Raw genomic sequence first — 15,713 nt, 5'->3', positions numbered from 1 at the left:
CTAGTAGTCGACAGCCATGAAATAGAGCCCGTCCGGCGGCGCCACGGGGCCGCAGGCCTTGCGGTCGCGCGCCTCCAGCGCCGCGCGCACGTCCTGCGGTGTCCACTTGCCCTCGCCCGCCAGCTTCAGCGTGCCGGCGAAGGAGCGGATCTGGTTGTGCAGGAAGCTCTGTGCCGAGACGCGCATCTCGATCAGGTCGCCGCTGCGCGTCACATCCAGTCGGTCGATGGTGCGCACGGGGCTGTTCGCCTGGCACTGGGCGGCACGGAAGGTCGTGAAGTCGTGCCTGCCGACGAGCATCTGCCCGGCGGCATGCATCACCTCGTGGTCGAGCGCCCTGGCGACGAACCAGGCCCGGTTCGCCTCCAGCGCCAGCGGCGCTGGGCGCGAGATGATGCGGTAGAGATAGTGCCGCTTCACCGCCGAGAAGCGGGCGTCGAAATCGTCGGGCACCGCCGCCGCATCGAGGATCGCGATCCGCTCGCCGGCCATGCCGAGATGGGCGTTGAGCGCGTTGCGCAGCGTGTGCTCCTTCCACAGCCGGGAAAGGTCCGCATGGGCCACCTGCCCCATGGCATGCACGCCCGAATCCGTGCGCCCCGCGCCGCGGATCGAGACGGTCTCGCCCGTGAGCGACAGGATGGCCGCCTCGATGGCGCCTTGCACGGAGTGCCCGTTGTCCTGCCGCTGCCAGCCGACATAGGGCGTGCCGTCATATTCGATGCGGAGGCGGTAGCGCGGCATCAGCCGATGACCTGGCCGGCCGCGACGGGCGTGCCGCGCAGGAAATCGGCCGCGTCGAGCGGCTTGCCGCCCGCCTTCTGCAGGCGCACGAGCCGGACGGCCCCGCCGTCACCGCAGGCGACCGTGAGCCGGTCGTCGAGAACCGTGCCGGCGGCTTTCGCCGTGGTTTCACCGGACGGCGCGCTCGCCAGAACCTTCACCCGCTCCGGCTTGCCGCCGACCGGCAGCTCGAACCAGGCGCCGGGGAAGGGCGAGAGGCCGCGGATATGGTTGTGCACGTCGCCGGCGGGACGGGAAAAATCGACGCGGGTCTCGGCCTTGTCGATCTTGGCCGCGTAGAGCACGCCCTCCTCTGCCTGCGGGGTCAGCGGCAGATCGCCGGCTTCGAGATTCGCCATGGCTTCCACCATCAGGGCGCCGCCCGCCTGCATCAGCGTATCGTGCAGCTCACCGGCCGTCATGGTGTCGCTTATCGCCACGCGATGGGTCAGCGCGACCGGGCCGGTGTCGAGGCCCTTCTCCATCTGCATGACCATCATGCCGGTTTCCGCGTCCCCCGCCATGATCGCCCGCTGGATGGGCGCTGCACCGCGCCAGCGCGGCAGCAGCGAGGCATGACCGTTGTAGCAGCCGAGCCGGGTGCCGGTAAGGATCGCCTCCGGCAGCAGGAGGCCGTAGGCGACGACGACGGCGACATCCGCCTTCAGCGCGCGAAAGGCCGCGCGGTCGGCCTCCTCGCGGAAATTGAGCGGGGTGAAGACGGGAAGCCCGAGCCTTTCGGCCGCCTGGTGCACCGGCGACTTCACCAGTTCGAGGCCGCGGCGGCCGGCCGGGCGCGGCGGCTGCGAATAGACGGCGACGATCTCGTGGCCGGCCTCCGCCAGCGCCTCAAGCGTCGGCACGGAGAAATCCGGCGTGCCCATGAAGATGATGCGAAGGGCCATCGGTCAGCCTCCAGGAAAGCGGTTCCAGCAAAAGCGCGAAGCGGCTTTGCGGCCGGAATTGCATGAAACAAAGCCTGGGCGGCAAGCGCCTGGTTGTCGCCTCAGAGCGCCTTGCTGCCGCGCAGCTTCGCCGCCTTGGTGAACTTGCGGATCACCATTTCGCGCTTCAGCTTGGAAATATGGTCGATGAACAGCACGCCGTTGAGGTGATCGATCTCGTGCTGCAGGCAGGTCGCCAGCAGGCCGTCGGCCTCCGTCAGCTGCTCCTTGCCGTCGCGGTCGAGATGCTTGACGGTGATGGCGGCGGGGCGCTCGACCTCGGCATAATAATCCGGGATCGACAGGCAGCCCTCCTCATAGACCGAGCGGGCATCCGAGGCGGAGACGACTTCCGGATTGATGAAGACGAGCGGCTTCTTGTCCTCGCCCTCCTTCGAGACGTCGAGCACCAGCATGCGGCGCGCGACGCCGATCTGGATCGCGGCAAGGCCGATGCCCGGCGCATCGTACATGGTTTCCAGCATGTCGTCGGCGAGTGCCTTCACCTCGCTGTCGACGGTCTCGATGGGCTTCGAAACCTGGCGGAGGATCGGATCGGGAAGGATAATCAGCGGCTTGATGGTCATCTCGCCTCCTTAGCGCGGTTTTTTGACGCTTTCAATCGGCTTCGACCGTCGCCAGCGTAGCATGTCCTGCGCATCCGTTCACGTTATGATCTGGTTTCCGCCGCAATCCGTGTTATGGTCGCGGCATGATCGATCCGACCTTTGACATGCTGCTCGCCTCCCTCCTTGCCCGGCTCGGCGGCCCCGGCCCGGCGCTCGTGCTGCTCGCCGCCGTGCTGATCGCCGTCTTCGGCCTGCTTTCGGCCCGCCGCAGCCAGGCGCGCCAGCGCGAGGCGGCGGCGATGGCGGAGCTGCGCTTTGCCGAACTCCTGAAGGCACAGACGGAAATGCAGGGACGCGTCGCCGCCATGGCCGACGTCTTCGGCGCGAAGCAATCGGAGACGAACCAGGCGATCAATGCCCGGCTCGACGGCCTGACGCAGCGGATCGGCCAGTCGATCTCCGAGCAGACCCGCTCGACGCACGAGAACCTCCGCCGCCTGCAGGAACGGCTTGCCGTGATCGACAATGCGCAGAGCAACATCCAGTCGCTGGCGAAGGACGTGGTCGGCCTCCAGGCGATCCTCTCAAACAAGCAGACGCGCGGCGCCTTCGGCCAGTCGCGCATGGAGACGATCATCGCCGACGCCATGCCGCCCGGCGCCTACCAGTTCCAGGCGCAGCTTTCCAACGGCGTCAGGCCCGACTGCACGATCCGCATGCCGAACGGCCAGCCGCCTCTCGTCGTCGATGCGAAATTCCCGCTGGAGGCGTGGAATGCGCTGTCGGACGGGCGCTCCCCCGAGGCCGCCAAGCTCGCGGCACAGCAGTTCCGCCGCGACATGGAGACCCATATCCGCGATATCGCCGAAAAATATCTTCTCGCCGGCGAGACGCAGGACACCGCCTTCCTCTTCGTGCCCTCCGAATCGATCTTCGCCAGCATCCACGAGAATTTCGAGGCCATCGTGCAGCGGGCGCACCGGGCGCGCATCGTCATCGTTTCGCCGTCGCTGCTCATGCTCTCCGTGCAGGTGCTGCAGGCGCTTCTGAAGGACCAGCGCATGCGCGAGCAGGCCCATGTCATCCAGGGCGAGGTCGCCCGGCTGATGGACGACCTGACGCGGCTCGACGACCGGGTGCGCAAGCTTTCCGGCCATTTCACCGCCGCGCAGAAGGATGTCGACCTCATCCTGACCTCGACGGAGAAGCTCACCCGGCGTGGCGCGCGCATCGGGGACATGGAATTCGAGACGGCATCGGCGCTTTCCGCGCCTGCGGAGACGGCCGTCGAGACCCGGACGGGGCAGCTTCGGCTGAGGGTGGTTGACGAGGACTGACCGCCTCGGGCAGTGTCCGGCGGAAACGACAAGGGGCACCTCTCATGATCACCGTCTTCGGCTCCATCAACATGGACCTCATCGCCACGCCAGAACGCCTGCCGAAGCCGGGCGAGACGGTGATGGGCAGCAGCTTCACCACCGCCGCCGGCGGCAAGGGCGCCAACCAGGCGCTCGCCGCCCGCCGCGCCGGCGCGATCGTGCGCATGGCCGGCGCCGTCGGCGACGACCGACTGGGCAGCCAGGCGCTGGCGCTGCTCGCCGACGCCGCCGTCGATCTCAACGGCGTGCGCTCCGCCGCCGAGGCGACCGGCACGGCCCATATCCTCGTGGACGACGAAGGCGAGAACGTCATCGTCGTCGTGCCGGGCGCCAACGGCACCGTCAGCGAGGAGGATGCGAAGCGCACCGTCGGCGGCATGACGCGCGGCGATTACCTGATGCTGCAGTTCGAAATTCCCAATGCCGCCATCGAGGCCGCGCTCGTCAGCGCCAAGCAGAAGGGCGTCATCTCGATCGTCAACATCGCGCCCTTCAGCGCCGATGCCCGTCGTCTCGGCGCGATGGCCGACATCCTCGTCGCCAACGAGACGGAATTCGACCTCTTTGTCGGCAAGGGCGAACTCTCTGACGAGGCACGCGAGACGACCATGCGCACGCTGCATGCGGGCAGCGGCCAGACGATCATCGTCACGCTCGGCGCCGACGGCGTCGTCGCGATCCGCAGGAACGAGATTTTCCGCGCCGCCGGCCTCAAGATCGAGCCCGTCGACACGGTGGGTGCGGGCGACACGTTCTGCGGTTACCTCGCCGCCTCGCTCGATGCCGGGCTCGGCTTCAAGGAGGCGCTGCGCCGCGCCGCCGTCGCCGGATCGCTCGCCTGCCTGAAGCCCGGCGCCCAGCCCTCCATCCCCTTCGCCCCCGCCGTCGACGCCGAAATCTAAACGGTGGCGCGGCCGCGCCGCCCGCCGGATTTCGCAATTGACACATCGGGCGTCGCATTGGCTGCGACGCCCGAGAAATCAGCCGGTTGCGCCAAGAAGTGGCGGCGACGCTTGGCTATTTATTAATATTTTATGGGTTACTGAAATCTTCAGATTCCGGCCCTTGAGACCGGCCATCTCTGGCGCTGGTTGCGCGCCGTGCCCTCCATGATGGAGCCCCCCCGCAAACGACTGTGCTCCTCCGCGGTGCCCGCCGCGGACGTCTCTCATCGTGAGGTTTTTATGTTCAAGTTCCAGGCCAAGTCGCTTGCGACGAAGCTCATCGCGGTCACCGGCGGCACCATCGCCCTGGTGATGCTCGCCTCCAACACCGTACTCATCGGCCAGACGCAGAGCCGCGTCGCCGCTCTCGTCTATTCCGAAGCCGATACCGAGGCGAAGGCGATCGCCGCCGACATCGCGACCGATATCGGCCAGCTCGCCAGCGCCGCGCGCTCCATGGCGGGCGTGATCGAACAGGGTCATGCGGGCGGGCACTTCGACCGCAAGGAAGTCGTGGATATCATCAAGGCGAACGCGGAAAAGAACAGCTTCGCGCTCGGCAGCTGGTTTGCCGAGGAGCCGAACGCCTTCGACGGCAAGTCGCGCGAGACGGCCGAACAGCTGGAAACCGGCACGTTCAAGGACGGCTCGTTCAACCCGTACTGGACGAAGCGCAAGGATGGCTCCATCGCGCTCTCCACCTTCGAATCCGACTACAAGGCCGAATGGTATTCGCTGGCCGCCGGCAGCGGCAAGGGCGCCATGAGCCAGCCCTACAAGGAAAGCTCGACCGGCGAAGGCTTCACCATGGCCTCCATCGCCTTTCCGGTCGCCCCGGGCGGCAGGCTGATCGGCGTCACCGGCGTCGACGTTTCCCTGAAGACGCTGAACGAGAAGCTCAGCCAGCTGAAGCCCTTCGGCGAAGGCCGCGTCATGCTGCTGTCGCAAACCGGCAAGTGGATCGTTGCGCCGAACGCAGATCTCCTGATGACGGACTATGACGGCGGCGGCGCCGACATCATCAAGGAGGCGCTTGCGACGGGCAAGACCGGCCGTATCGAAAACCTCTCCTTCGACGAGCTCGCCGCCTTCGACCGCGTCGTCTACCCCTTCGCGCTGCCGGACATCAACACGACCTGGGTCGTGCTGGTCGACGTGCCGCGCGCCGCGATCAACGCACCGGTCGACGACCAGACCCGCATGATGATCCTCGGCGGCCTGATCGTTCTCGGCGCCGTTCTCGCCGGCCTCTACTTCGCCGTGCGCTTCTTCGTGCAAAAGCCGCTCGCCGGCCTCGTTTCCGGCGTCGCGACGCTCAGCAGCGGCGTCTATACCCAGCCGATCGCCGGCCAGGAGCGGTCGGACGAGACCGGCTCGGTCGCCAAGGCGCTGGAAGGGTTCCGCCACCAGCTCGCCGACACCAAGCGCCTCGAAACCGAGGCCGACAACCAGCGCCAGCTGACCGAGGCCGAGCGCAACCGCTCGGAAGCCGAGCGCGCCGAATCGAGCGCCCTCCAGCGCGACATCGTCGCCCGCCTCGGCGACGGCCTTGCCCAGCTTTCCTCGGGCAACCTGACCTTCCGTCTCTCCGGCGATTTCCCGGGCGAATACGGCAAGCTCAAGAACGACTTCAACTCGGCGATCGCCAGCCTCGAGGAGACGATCCAGACGGTCAATGCCTCGGTCGGCAATATCGGCGGCGGCACGGGCGAGATATCCAAGGGCGCGGCCGATCTCTCGCACCGCACCGAACAGCAGGCGGCAAGCCTGGAAGAGACGGCGGCCGCCCTCGACCAGCTCACCTCGCAGGTCAATTCCAGCGCGGAAAACGCCCGCGTCGCCGCCAAGTCGGTGGAAACGGCCAGCGACGACGCCAGCAAGTCCGGCGAGGTCGTGCAGAAGGCGATCGGCGCCATGCACGGCATCGAGCACTCCTCGCGGGAAATCTCCAACATCATCGGCGTGATCGACGACATCGCCTTCCAGACGAACCTGCTGGCATTGAATGCCGGTGTCGAGGCCGCCCGTGCAGGTGAAGCCGGCAAAGGTTTTGCCGTCGTCGCCCAGGAGGTGCGAGAGCTTGCCCAGCGCTCGGCCAATGCCGCCAAGGAGATCAAGACGCTGATCAACACCTCCGAGGTACAGGTCCGCGAGGGCGTCGATCTCGTCGGCAAGGCCGGCAGCGCGCTGGAGAACATCGCAGAGCAGGTCATCCAGATCAACGGCCTCATCCGCCAGATCTCCTCATCCGCCTCCGAACAGGCCGTCGGCCTCAAGGAGATCAACGCGGCCGTCAACCAGATGGACCAGGTGACGCAGCAGAACGCCGCGATGGTGGAGGAGACCACCGCCGCCTCCATGGCGCTGAACGACGAGGCCCAGACGCTGAAGTCGCTCGTCGCCCGCTTCCGCGCCGGAAACACCGCCGTGGCCTCTGCCCAGCCCGTGCAGCAGGCGACCCGCCACGACGTCCAGCCGCAGCGCGCCGCCTACCAGGCGCCGCGCGCCGCGGCCCGCGCCATGCCGCAGGTCGCCGGCAACACGGCGCTGGCGCAGGACGACTGGGAAGAGTTCTGAGACGGACCGAATGACGAAAAAGGCCGGTGGAGACACCGGCCTTTTTGTTTCGGGGAGGAACGGATTGCAGGCGGATGACGGGGACAGCCGTGCCGGCAAGGGCTATGTCCGCTCCGTCGGCTTTGCCTGGAGCCGGCCGCGGGAGCGCGAACGGCTGGCGCTGGCGAGGCGCTGCGAAGCCTCCTTCAGTTCCAGGTCGGAAAACAGGCTCCGGTATTCGGGCCGCAGCATCAGCGCCTCCATGGAAAGCTCGGCCTTGCCCGCGTCGAGCAGCCGTTCCAGCCCGGTCGTGCCGGGCTTGAAGACGAGTTCCTTCGCCGCCGCCACGCCGCCGTTGAGCAGCACGAAGCGGCGCAGGAGGACCGGGCGGAAGCCGAGCGCCGCGAAGCGGTCGTAAAGGCCCATCATCTCCGTGTGGAAACGACCTTCGGCGCCCGGCCCGGCGCTGCGGGGGCCACGCATCAGAGACGGCCGACGCGCTCGGCGAGAAGAGCGAAGAAGCCGTCGGCATCGACGTCCTTCATCACCCGCGCATTGTGCTTGCGGCCAGTGACCTGCCACCAGTCGACCACCGTCATGCCTGTCGTGAGCGGCGAGGCGGTCTCGATCTCCACATTGCAGTCGCGGCCGGAGAACAACTCCGGCTTCAGGAGATAGGCGATGACCGTCGGATCGTGCAGCGGGCCGCCGTCGGAGCCGTATTTTTCGACGTCGAAACGCTCGAAGAAATCAAGCATCTCGACGAGGGCCTTGGCGGGGCGGCTGCCGATCTCGCGCAGCCTGGCGACGCGGCTCTTCAGCGTCAGCACCTTGTGGGTGACGTCGAGCGGCATCATGACGATCGGGATGCCGGACCTGAAGACGGCGGCAGCCGCTTCCGGATCGACATAGATGTTGAATTCTGCAGCCGGCGTGATGTTGCCACCCTCGAAGAAGCCGCCGCCCATCATGACCAATTCGCGCACGCGGCCGGCGATGTCCGGCGCCTTCTCCAGCGCCGTCGCGATGTTCGTCAGCGGGCCGAGCGTGCAGAGCGTCACCGTGCCGGCCGGTTCGCGCCGCAGCGTCTCGATGATGAAATCCACGGCATGCCGGGCCTCCAGCGGCATCTGCGGCTCGTGCAGTTCCGGGCCGTCGAGGCCGGACTTGCCGTGCACATGCTCGGCGGTGACCAGCGGGCGGGCGATCGGCCTGTCGGCGCCGGCATAGACCTTCACGTCGGTGCGGGAGCAGAATTCCAGGATGATGCGGGCATTGCTGGAGGTGCGCGCCAGCGGCACGTTGCCGGCGACGGTGGTGATGCCGAGGATATCGAGTTCGGGGCTGCCGAGCGCCAGCATGATCGCGGCGGCATCGTCCTGGCCGGGATCCGTGTCGATGATGATTTTCCGTGGCTCAGACATGCCGTCTCCGTTTCCTCGCTGGTTCTGTTCTTGGCCCGCCTTACGCGGGCGAAGCGGCGACTATATTTGCGAAATCGCCATTCGCAAGCGTCTTGCGCCCTGCGCCGGCAATCCCCATATTGCAGCCATCGGGATGCCGAGGTCGGGTCCCGCCGAAGTCGCTTGAAAGCCAAGGACTAGACGCATGTCACGCATGACCCCTTTCACGAGCCCGCTGCTTCTGGGCTTCGATGCCATGGAAAAGACCCTTGAGCGCATCGCCAAGGGCAATGATGGCTATCCCCCATACAATATCGAGCGGCTGCGGCCGAACGGCGAGACAGGCGCACCGGAACGGCTGCGTATCACCCTTGCCGTCGCGGGTTTTTCCGAAGACGAGCTCGATGTGACGACGGAGGAAAACCAGCTCGTCATCCGCGGCCGCCAGGTCGACAGCGGCGAGCGGGACTATCTCTACCGCGGCATTGCGGCCCGCCAGTTCCAGCGCACCTTCGTGCTTGCCGACGGCATGCGCGTTTTGGGAGCGGAGCTGAAGAACGGCCTGCTCGCGGTCGATCTCGTGCGGCCCGAGCCTGTGCGAATGGTAAAGAAAATTAACATTTCCGTATCAGACTAGATCATGAGCCGTTCCTGCGGGAACACCCGCCGGAACGTTTCAAGCGTAACCTGATCGCCTGACGTACCGATGGGCCATGGTGGCCATGGACGTCCGGTGGCCGGCCCTGCCATGGAGGCAAAGATGGGACTGAAGACTGTAACCCCCACCGTTTCGAAGGCGGATCTTGCGCATCTCGGCGCCGGCGAAGTCGGCTACATCCGGAAGATGAAGGCCGACGAAGTCTCGCGCGTCTTCCCGGAAGCGCCGGAAATCGACCCGAGCCTGGATCTGTGGGCCCTGTTCGGCGCCGACGGCACGCCGATCCTCCTGACGGACAACCGTTCGAGCACCTTCTACAAGGCGGCCGAGGACGACCTGCGCACCGTCAGCCTGCACTGATGCCGGAAAAGCCTTCCGTCAGAGACGGCGGAAGGTGAGATAGGCCGACTTGCGGCCCTCGCGCTTGGCCTTGCCCTCGTAGCGCGTGCCCGGCCAGCCGGCAAACGGCGTCAGCCAGTCGACCGCGTTTTCGGCGGTCCACACGAAAGCGGGATGAGACCCGCAGTGCATCAGCGTCCAGTTGACATAGGTGTCGATGTCGGACGCGAAGCAGAAGAGTCCGCCGGGCTTCAGCACCCGGGCAAAGCGGTCGAGATTGACCTTCGAGACGAACCGCCTCTTCCAGTGCTTCTTCTTCGGCCACGGATCCGGATAGAGCAGGTCGATCTGATCGATCGAGGCCGCCGGAAGCCAATCCAGCAGCGCCGTCGCATCGTCGTCATAGAGCCGGATATTCTTCGCGCCCGTTTCCTCCACGCTGCCGATCAGCTTCGCCATCGAATTGACGAAGGGTTCGACGCCGATGAAGGCGGTATCGGGCGCTTCCTGCGCACGATGAATGAGGTGCTCCCCGCCGCCGAAGCCGATTTCGAGGCGTGTCCGGGCCGGCGAGAAATCATAGAGCGCCGCAATGTCCGCCGGCGCCGGGGCCGAAAGATCGACCTTCAGCACCGGCAGCACGGTCTGAAGATGCTGCGCCTGCCGCTCCCTGAGCGGTTTTCCCTTGCGGCGACCGAAGAAGGCCTCGCTCGCGCGGCTGCGGCGCTCTGCATCCGTCATGTCGGCCTCAGTTCTTCAACGCTTCCTTGAGGGCCTTGACGAGGTCGAGGCGCTCCCAGGAGAACGAGCCGTCGCGGCCGGCCTTGCGGCCGAAATGACCGTAGGCGGCGGTCTTGGCGTAGATCGGCTTGTTGAGGTCGAGGTGGCGGCGGATGCCCGACGGCGACAGGTCCATGACCTTGCGGACCGCGGCCTCGACGGCGTCTTCGCTCACCTTGCCCGTGCCGTGCAGGTCGACATAGACCGAGAGCGGCTGGGCGACGCCGATGGCGTAGGAAAGCTGGATCGTGCAGCGGTCCGCAAGGCCGGCGGCGACGACGTTCTTGGCGAGGTAGCGCGCGGCATAGGCGGCCGACCGGTCTACCTTAGTCGTGTCCTTGCCGGAGAAGGCGCCGCCGCCATGCGGGGCCGCGCCGCCATAGGTGTCGACGATGATCTTGCGGCCGGTGAGGCCGGCATCGCCGTCCGGGCCGCCGATGACGAACTTGCCGGTCGGGTTGATGTACCAGGAGCAATCGTCGGCAATCTTCAGGCCGTTCAGCGCCTCGCGGATATAGGGTTCCACGACCTCGCGGACCTTCTTGGAATCCCAGCTGTCATCGAGATGCTGCGTGGACAGCACGATGGAGGCGACATCGGCCGGCTTGCCGTCGACATAGCGCACGGTCACCTGGCTCTTGGCGTCCGGACCGAGCTTGCCGGCATCGCCCTCGCCCTTCTTGCGAGCTTCGGCGAGAAGCTGGAGGATGCGGTGCGAATAGTAGAGCGGCGCCGGCATCAGCTCGGTGGTTTCGCGGCAGGCGTAGCCGAACATGATGCCCTGGTCGCCGGCGCCCTCGTCGCCCTGCTTGTCGGCGGCGTTGTCGACGCCCTGGGCGATGTCGGCGGACTGGGAATGCAGCAGCACGTCGATCTTCGCCGTCTTCCAGTTGAAGCCGTCCTGCTCGTAGCCGATGTCGCGGATCGCCTTGCGGGCGGCCGACTTGAACTTGGAGGGGTTGATGACGTCGTTGCCGTCCTTGTCCTTCTTCAGCAGGCTCGGCGGCAGGCGCACTTCACCGGCGATCACCACGCGGTTGGTCGTCGCAAGCGTCTCGCAGGCAATACGGACCGACCACGGATCGACCTTCGACTTCACGGCTTCGCGGTAGACCAGATCGACGATTTCGTCGGAGATGCGGTCGCACACCTTGTCCGGATGACCCTCGGCGACGGACTCGCTGGTGAAGAGATAGCTGCTGCGCATGCGGGAATTCCCCTCAAAGAAATGGACTTCGACGTTGTTATTCAGTTCGCGGAGGAAAAACAAGCGCAGAAGGACATAAGAATATGTTTATGTCCCGGCTTTCCGGGTGTTTTGCCGCAGTCGTCGCGGGCGCGACACAAGCGCGCGCAAATGAAAAGCGGCCCCGTAGGACCGCCTTTTTCTTCCAGATCTCACGCGGAGATCACTCGAGTTCGGCCTCGGCGGCAAGCGCCTTGACGAGGTCCACGAGCTTGCGGCGGACCTTGGGATCGCCGATCTTGACGAAGGCCCGGTTGAGTTGGAGCCCTTCGGAGGAGGACAGGAAGTCGACCACGTAGTTGGAGCTCGACGCTTCGGCAAAGCCCGCCTGGGCGTCCGCCTGTTCACCCGGCGCATCCTCGAAGAAGAAGGAGACGGGCACGTTGAGAATGCTCGAAATGTTCTGCAGGCGGCTGGCGCCGACGCGGTTCGTGCCCTTCTCGTATTTCTGGATCTGCTGGAAGGTGATGCCGAGGCTTTCGCCCAGCTTCTCCTGACTCATGCCGAGCATGGTCCTGCGAAGCCGGATCCGGCTACCGACGTGAATATCAATCGGATTCGGCTTCTTCTTGTTTTCCATCATCAATGTGTCCTAACGCGCAGAAATGGCCCCACCCTGCCGGCAGCCTTAACGAAAACTTAACGCCACGTTGTATGCGCAAACCCTGAAGGTCACCACAATACAGGAGAACCGCCGGCGGCGTGCACTATGCTATTTTAGGGGTTTTTGGTCAATTCGTCCTGTTTCTAAAACCAATGCTAGAAATGCCCGCCATTGCGAAGAGAACGCCGAGAACAATCAGAAACGACCAATTCTGCTGCTTTGCCCGGTCTGCAGCCGCAAATCTTCCCGGGATAGTTGCATCGACAAAACCCGGGACATCATGGGCAAGGCCTTCCACCACCCTGCCCTTCGCATCGACCACGGCGGAAATACCGTTGTTGGCGGCGCGAATCAGTGGCAGGCCGCGTTCGACGGCGCGCAGCCTTGCCTGCTGGAAATGCTGGTAGGGGCCGGGCGTCCTGCCGAACCAGGCATCGTTGGTGACATTCAGCAGAGCAGCGGCCGTTTCCGCCGATCCGTTGATCTCGGAGGGGAAGATCGCCTCGTAGCAAACCAGCGGATAGAGACCCTTGCCAAGCGCATTCAGGAGCTGGTGCTCGCGGGCGGCGGAAAAGCCGCCCGGCATGGCGACGGCATCCACGCCGAGGCTTTCGAAAATATCGGCAAAGGGCATGTACTCGCCGAAGGGAACGAGATGCACCTTGTCGGCCGCGCCGGTGATCTGACCGCGGCCGTCGATGGCATAGATGGAGTTGTAGTAGCGCGGCGCCTTGCCGGAACCGGCGCTTTCGGTGCGCACGGCGCCGGCGATCAGCGCCTGGTCGTCCTCCAGCACGGCCGCGATGCGCACCAGCGCATCCGGATTGTCGGTGACGATGAAGGGGATGGAGGTCTCCGGCCAGACGATGATGTCGGGCCTCCTGCCGCCCGCCGCCGGACTTGCGGCGCTCAGCGCCAGATGCTGCTCGAAGATCTCGGCGCGGGCGCCGTCGTCGAGCTTTAGCGCCTGGTCGATCACCGGCTGGACGAGGCGGATGACGGTCGCCTCGTCTTCCGGCGCCGGCACGATGTTCAGGGCATAGTAGCCGTAACCGAGCTGGGCCGCGAAGAGCAGGACGGCGAGCGAAAGGCCGGGGCCCCGGCCGCGTCGCGTGCCGATCAATGCCGGCGCGGCGAAAACGAAGACGGCAAGCGCATTCATGCCGGCAATGCCGACGACGCCGGCCGCTTGCATGAGCAGCGGCACGGGCATCGCGCCGTAGCCGACGGCATTCCAGGGAAAGCCGGTGAAGAGCGTGCCGCGCAGCCATTCGCCAATGCCGAAGGCGAAGGCGAGCGCGGCGATGCGGCCCATGCCGTCCGACCAGAGGAGGCGGGCGAGCGCGGCCGCAAGACCATAGTAGAAAGCAAGGAAGGCCGGCAGGCCGAAGACGGCAAGCGGCAGCGCCCAGGCAAAGGCATCCGCCTCGACGAGCAGCGCATTGCCGAGCCACCACAGCCCGCCGACGAAGTAGCCGAAGCCGAAAAACCAGCCGATGCGGAAGGCAGGCGCCAGACGCCGCAGGAAACCGGCCTCCGGCGCGGCGCTGGCGCCGTCGAGCAACCAGACGAGCACGGTAAAGGAGACGAACAGCGCTGCGAAGAAACCGAAGGGCGGCAGTGCCAGCACCCCGATCAGGCCCGCAAGAAATGCCAAAAGCGCCCGTCTCGTCCCAGACAGGAGCATGACCCTGCCCGCAAGCCGCTCCATGCCGTCCCCTTCATGTCCCCGAATCAGCCGCGCCAGTCTTCCAAAAAACCAGCGCCTTGTCCCGCGTCACGGCGGCACAAGGCGCAGATCATTTTTCAAGGGGGCCGTCCGCCTATTCGGCGTTCGCCCCGTCGTTCTGCTGTTCCGGCAGTTTCGGCCGGTCGCCGGCAAGGGGCAGGCCCTCGCCCTCCGGCTTGCGCTCGCGGCGGCGAACGGAGCCGGCGCGCTTGCGCGTGACGCGCACCCGCTTGACGCGGCGCGGATCGGCGTCGAGAACGTGGAACTCGAAGCCCGGCACCGCCTGCACCACCTCGCCCCGCACCGGGATGCGGCCGAGCGAGGCGAAGATCAGGCCGCCGAGCGTATCGGCGTCTTCGAGCTGCTCGCGAATGTCGAAATCCGGGCCGATGGCTTCCGCCAGCTCCTCCAGCTCGACGCGGGCGTCGGCGATGAAGACATCGTCGCTGACGCGCTGGATCATGGCCTCCTCGTCGTCGTGCTCGTCCTCGATGTCGCCGACGACCATCTCGACGATGTCCTCCAGCGAGGCAAGACCGTCCGTACCGCCATATTCGTCGATGACGAGGGCCATCTGCGTGCGGTCGGCCTGCATGCGCGCCATCAGGTCGGCGGCGAGCATGGAGGGCGGCACGAAGAGAACCTGGCGGATGATGCCGGCTTCGGCGACGGTCTTCGACAGATCGACACGGCCGAGGTCGAATTCGGCCTTCGGCGTGCGGGTCGGCTTCTCGCCATTGGCGGGAGCCGGTTTTGCACCGGTGCGGCGCTTGTTGCGTGCCTGCTTGGTGACATAGGCGAGCAGGTCGCGGATATGAACCATGCCGCGCGGATCATCGAGGCTCTCATTGTAGACCGGCATGCGCGAGCGGCCGGAATCCTCGAAGATCACCATCAGCTCGGCGATCGTGATGTCCTGGTCGACGGCCTCGATATCGGCGCGCGGCACCATGACGTCCTCGACCCGCACCTCGCGGAAGCGAAGAATGTTGTGCAGCATCGCCCGCTCTTCGGGCAGGAAGGTCGGCTCGCCGCCGCTCTCTTCCGTCATCAGGGCGTCGGCGAGGTCCTTGCGCAGGCTGGAGGCACCCGTCATGCGCCAAAGCCGTGCGGCGCGGGACCAGAAGGATGTCCGGCCCCCGCTTTCCTGCTTCGGCGCGCTGCTACTACTGCCCGCCTCGTCCTGACTTGAGGCGTCCGCCTCACTCTTTTCCGTTTCTACGGACTGGTTTCTAAAGTCGCTCATTGGTCCAAACTATTCATCGGGGTCATCCCCGTACGGGTCAGATAGGCCAAGCTCGGCAAGAATGCGAGTCTCCAGCCCCTCCATTTTTTCCGCTTCCTCGTCGTCCATGTGATCATAGCCGAAGAGATGCAGAAATCCATGCACCAGCAGGTGCGTGAGATGATCGTCGAAAGACTTGCCGAGATCCGCCGCCTCGCGGGCCAGCGTTTCCTCGGCAAAAATGATATCGCCGAGCATCGGCCCCGGCATTTTTCCGGGCGTCAGCGGAAAGGCCGGGAAGGACAGGACATTGGTCGGCTTGTCCTGGCTGCGCCATTGCGCGTTGATGCCGCGGATCTCCCCGTCGCTGGTGAAGACGAGGGAGACCTCCGGGGCGCCCGTCTTCGGGAAGGGCTGCCTTTCCTCCCGCCGGAGGAAACCTGCGGCCGCGCCGAGCGCACGTTCGCTGATCTCGCGCAGGCGCTCTTCCGAAGGCCATGCGCCGTCTTCGACGGAAATCTGGATATCGAGTTCGCTCATCAGAATTTTGAGCC

At 65.8% G+C, this 15,713-nt stretch carries 16 protein-coding genes; 5 read left to right on the top strand and 11 right to left on the bottom strand.

The window, feature by feature from the left end:
* The 3 genes from truA to def form a co-directional block, all read right to left on the bottom strand.
* Window positions 1-744, bottom strand: a complete 744-nt coding sequence (truA, locus tag AABF56_RS21025) for a tRNA pseudouridine(38-40) synthase TruA (protein WP_272804246.1) — start codon at window positions 742-744, stop codon at window positions 1-3.
* A complete protein-coding gene (fmt, locus tag AABF56_RS21020) occupies window positions 744-1,688 on the bottom strand; it encodes a methionyl-tRNA formyltransferase (RefSeq protein ID WP_272804245.1) in 945 nt (314 codons plus the stop codon). Before fmt ends, truA begins: the two co-directional genes overlap by 1 nt.
* 101 nt (window positions 1,689-1,789) lie before the next feature.
* Window positions 1,790-2,314, bottom strand: a complete 525-nt coding sequence (gene def / locus AABF56_RS21015; RefSeq protein ID WP_244767272.1) for a peptide deformylase — start codon at window positions 2,312-2,314, stop codon at window positions 1,790-1,792.
* A gap of 146 nt (window positions 2,315-2,460) precedes the next feature.
* Here def and AABF56_RS21010 point away from each other — a divergent pair, with 146 nt between their 5' ends.
* The 3 genes from AABF56_RS21010 (at window position 2,461) to AABF56_RS21000 (ending at window position 7,196) form a co-directional block, all read left to right on the top strand.
* A complete protein-coding gene (locus AABF56_RS21010; protein ID WP_272807388.1) occupies window positions 2,461-3,633 on the top strand; it encodes a DNA recombination protein RmuC in 1,173 nt (390 codons plus the stop codon).
* 44 nt (window positions 3,634-3,677) lie between these two features.
* Entirely contained in the window at window positions 3,678-4,577 is a 900-nt protein-coding gene (locus AABF56_RS21005) for a ribokinase (protein WP_244767271.1), read from the top strand.
* A gap of 282 nt (window positions 4,578-4,859) precedes the next feature.
* Entirely contained in the window at window positions 4,860-7,196 is a 2,337-nt protein-coding gene (locus AABF56_RS21000) for a methyl-accepting chemotaxis protein (RefSeq protein WP_272804244.1), read from the top strand.
* Between the two features lie 102 nt (window positions 7,197-7,298).
* Here AABF56_RS21000 and AABF56_RS20995 read toward each other — a convergent pair whose 3' ends face one another.
* Window positions 7,299-7,658, bottom strand: coding sequence for a hypothetical protein (locus AABF56_RS20995; protein ID WP_272804243.1), 360 nt, complete (start codon window positions 7,656-7,658; stop codon window positions 7,299-7,301).
* Window positions 7,658-8,599 carry a nucleoside hydrolase gene (locus AABF56_RS20990; protein WP_272804242.1) on the bottom strand — a complete coding sequence of 314 codons (942 nt, stop codon included), beginning with the start codon at window positions 8,597-8,599 and terminating at the stop codon, window positions 7,658-7,660. Before AABF56_RS20990 ends, AABF56_RS20995 begins: the two co-directional genes overlap by 1 nt.
* Before the next feature lie 184 nt (window positions 8,600-8,783).
* On the opposite strand from AABF56_RS20990, the gene AABF56_RS20985 reads away from it, so the two are divergent.
* Together AABF56_RS20985 and AABF56_RS20980 are read left to right on the top strand one after the other, a co-directional pair.
* Window positions 8,784-9,215 (top strand): Hsp20 family protein, encoded by a 432-nt coding sequence (locus tag AABF56_RS20985; RefSeq protein ID WP_272804241.1) that lies wholly within the window; start codon window positions 8,784-8,786, stop codon window positions 9,213-9,215.
* A gap of 123 nt (window positions 9,216-9,338) precedes the next feature.
* Entirely contained in the window at window positions 9,339-9,596 is a 258-nt protein-coding gene (locus AABF56_RS20980; protein ID WP_064332367.1) for a BQ00720 family protein, read from the top strand.
* Between the two features lie 18 nt (window positions 9,597-9,614).
* Here AABF56_RS20980 and trmB read toward each other — a convergent pair whose 3' ends face one another.
* The 6 genes from trmB to ybeY form a co-directional block, all read right to left on the bottom strand.
* Entirely contained in the window at window positions 9,615-10,316 is a 702-nt protein-coding gene (gene trmB, locus AABF56_RS20975; RefSeq protein ID WP_272804240.1) for a tRNA (guanosine(46)-N7)-methyltransferase TrmB, read from the bottom strand.
* Window positions 10,317-10,323: 7 nt separating this feature from the next.
* Window positions 10,324-11,562, bottom strand: a complete 1,239-nt coding sequence (gene metK / locus AABF56_RS20970; protein ID WP_272804239.1) for a methionine adenosyltransferase — start codon at window positions 11,560-11,562, stop codon at window positions 10,324-10,326.
* A 202-nt stretch (window positions 11,563-11,764) separates the two neighbouring features.
* Window positions 11,765-12,184 carry a helix-turn-helix domain-containing protein gene (locus tag AABF56_RS20965; RefSeq protein WP_064328645.1) on the bottom strand — a complete coding sequence of 140 codons (420 nt, stop codon included), beginning with the start codon at window positions 12,182-12,184 and terminating at the stop codon, window positions 11,765-11,767.
* Between the two features lie 148 nt (window positions 12,185-12,332).
* On the bottom strand, window positions 12,333-13,916 hold the full coding sequence (lnt, locus tag AABF56_RS20960) for an apolipoprotein N-acyltransferase (RefSeq protein WP_272804238.1): 1,584 nt from the start codon (window positions 13,914-13,916) through the stop codon (window positions 12,333-12,335).
* Between the two features lie 112 nt (window positions 13,917-14,028).
* On the bottom strand, window positions 14,029-15,180 hold the full coding sequence (locus AABF56_RS20955) for a hemolysin family protein (RefSeq protein WP_272804237.1): 1,152 nt from the start codon (window positions 15,178-15,180) through the stop codon (window positions 14,029-14,031).
* A 9-nt stretch (window positions 15,181-15,189) separates the two neighbouring features.
* Window positions 15,190-15,699 (bottom strand): rRNA maturation RNase YbeY, encoded by a 510-nt coding sequence (gene ybeY, locus AABF56_RS20950; RefSeq protein WP_244767262.1) that lies wholly within the window; start codon window positions 15,697-15,699, stop codon window positions 15,190-15,192.
* Between the last annotated feature and the right edge of the window lie 14 nt (window positions 15,700-15,713).

The sequence above is a fragment of the Shinella sp. WSC3-e genome (assembly GCF_945994535.1).
Lineage (GTDB): Bacteria > Pseudomonadota > Alphaproteobacteria > Rhizobiales > Rhizobiaceae > Shinella > Shinella yambaruensis.
This window is presented reverse-complemented; position numbering and strand designations above follow the sequence as displayed.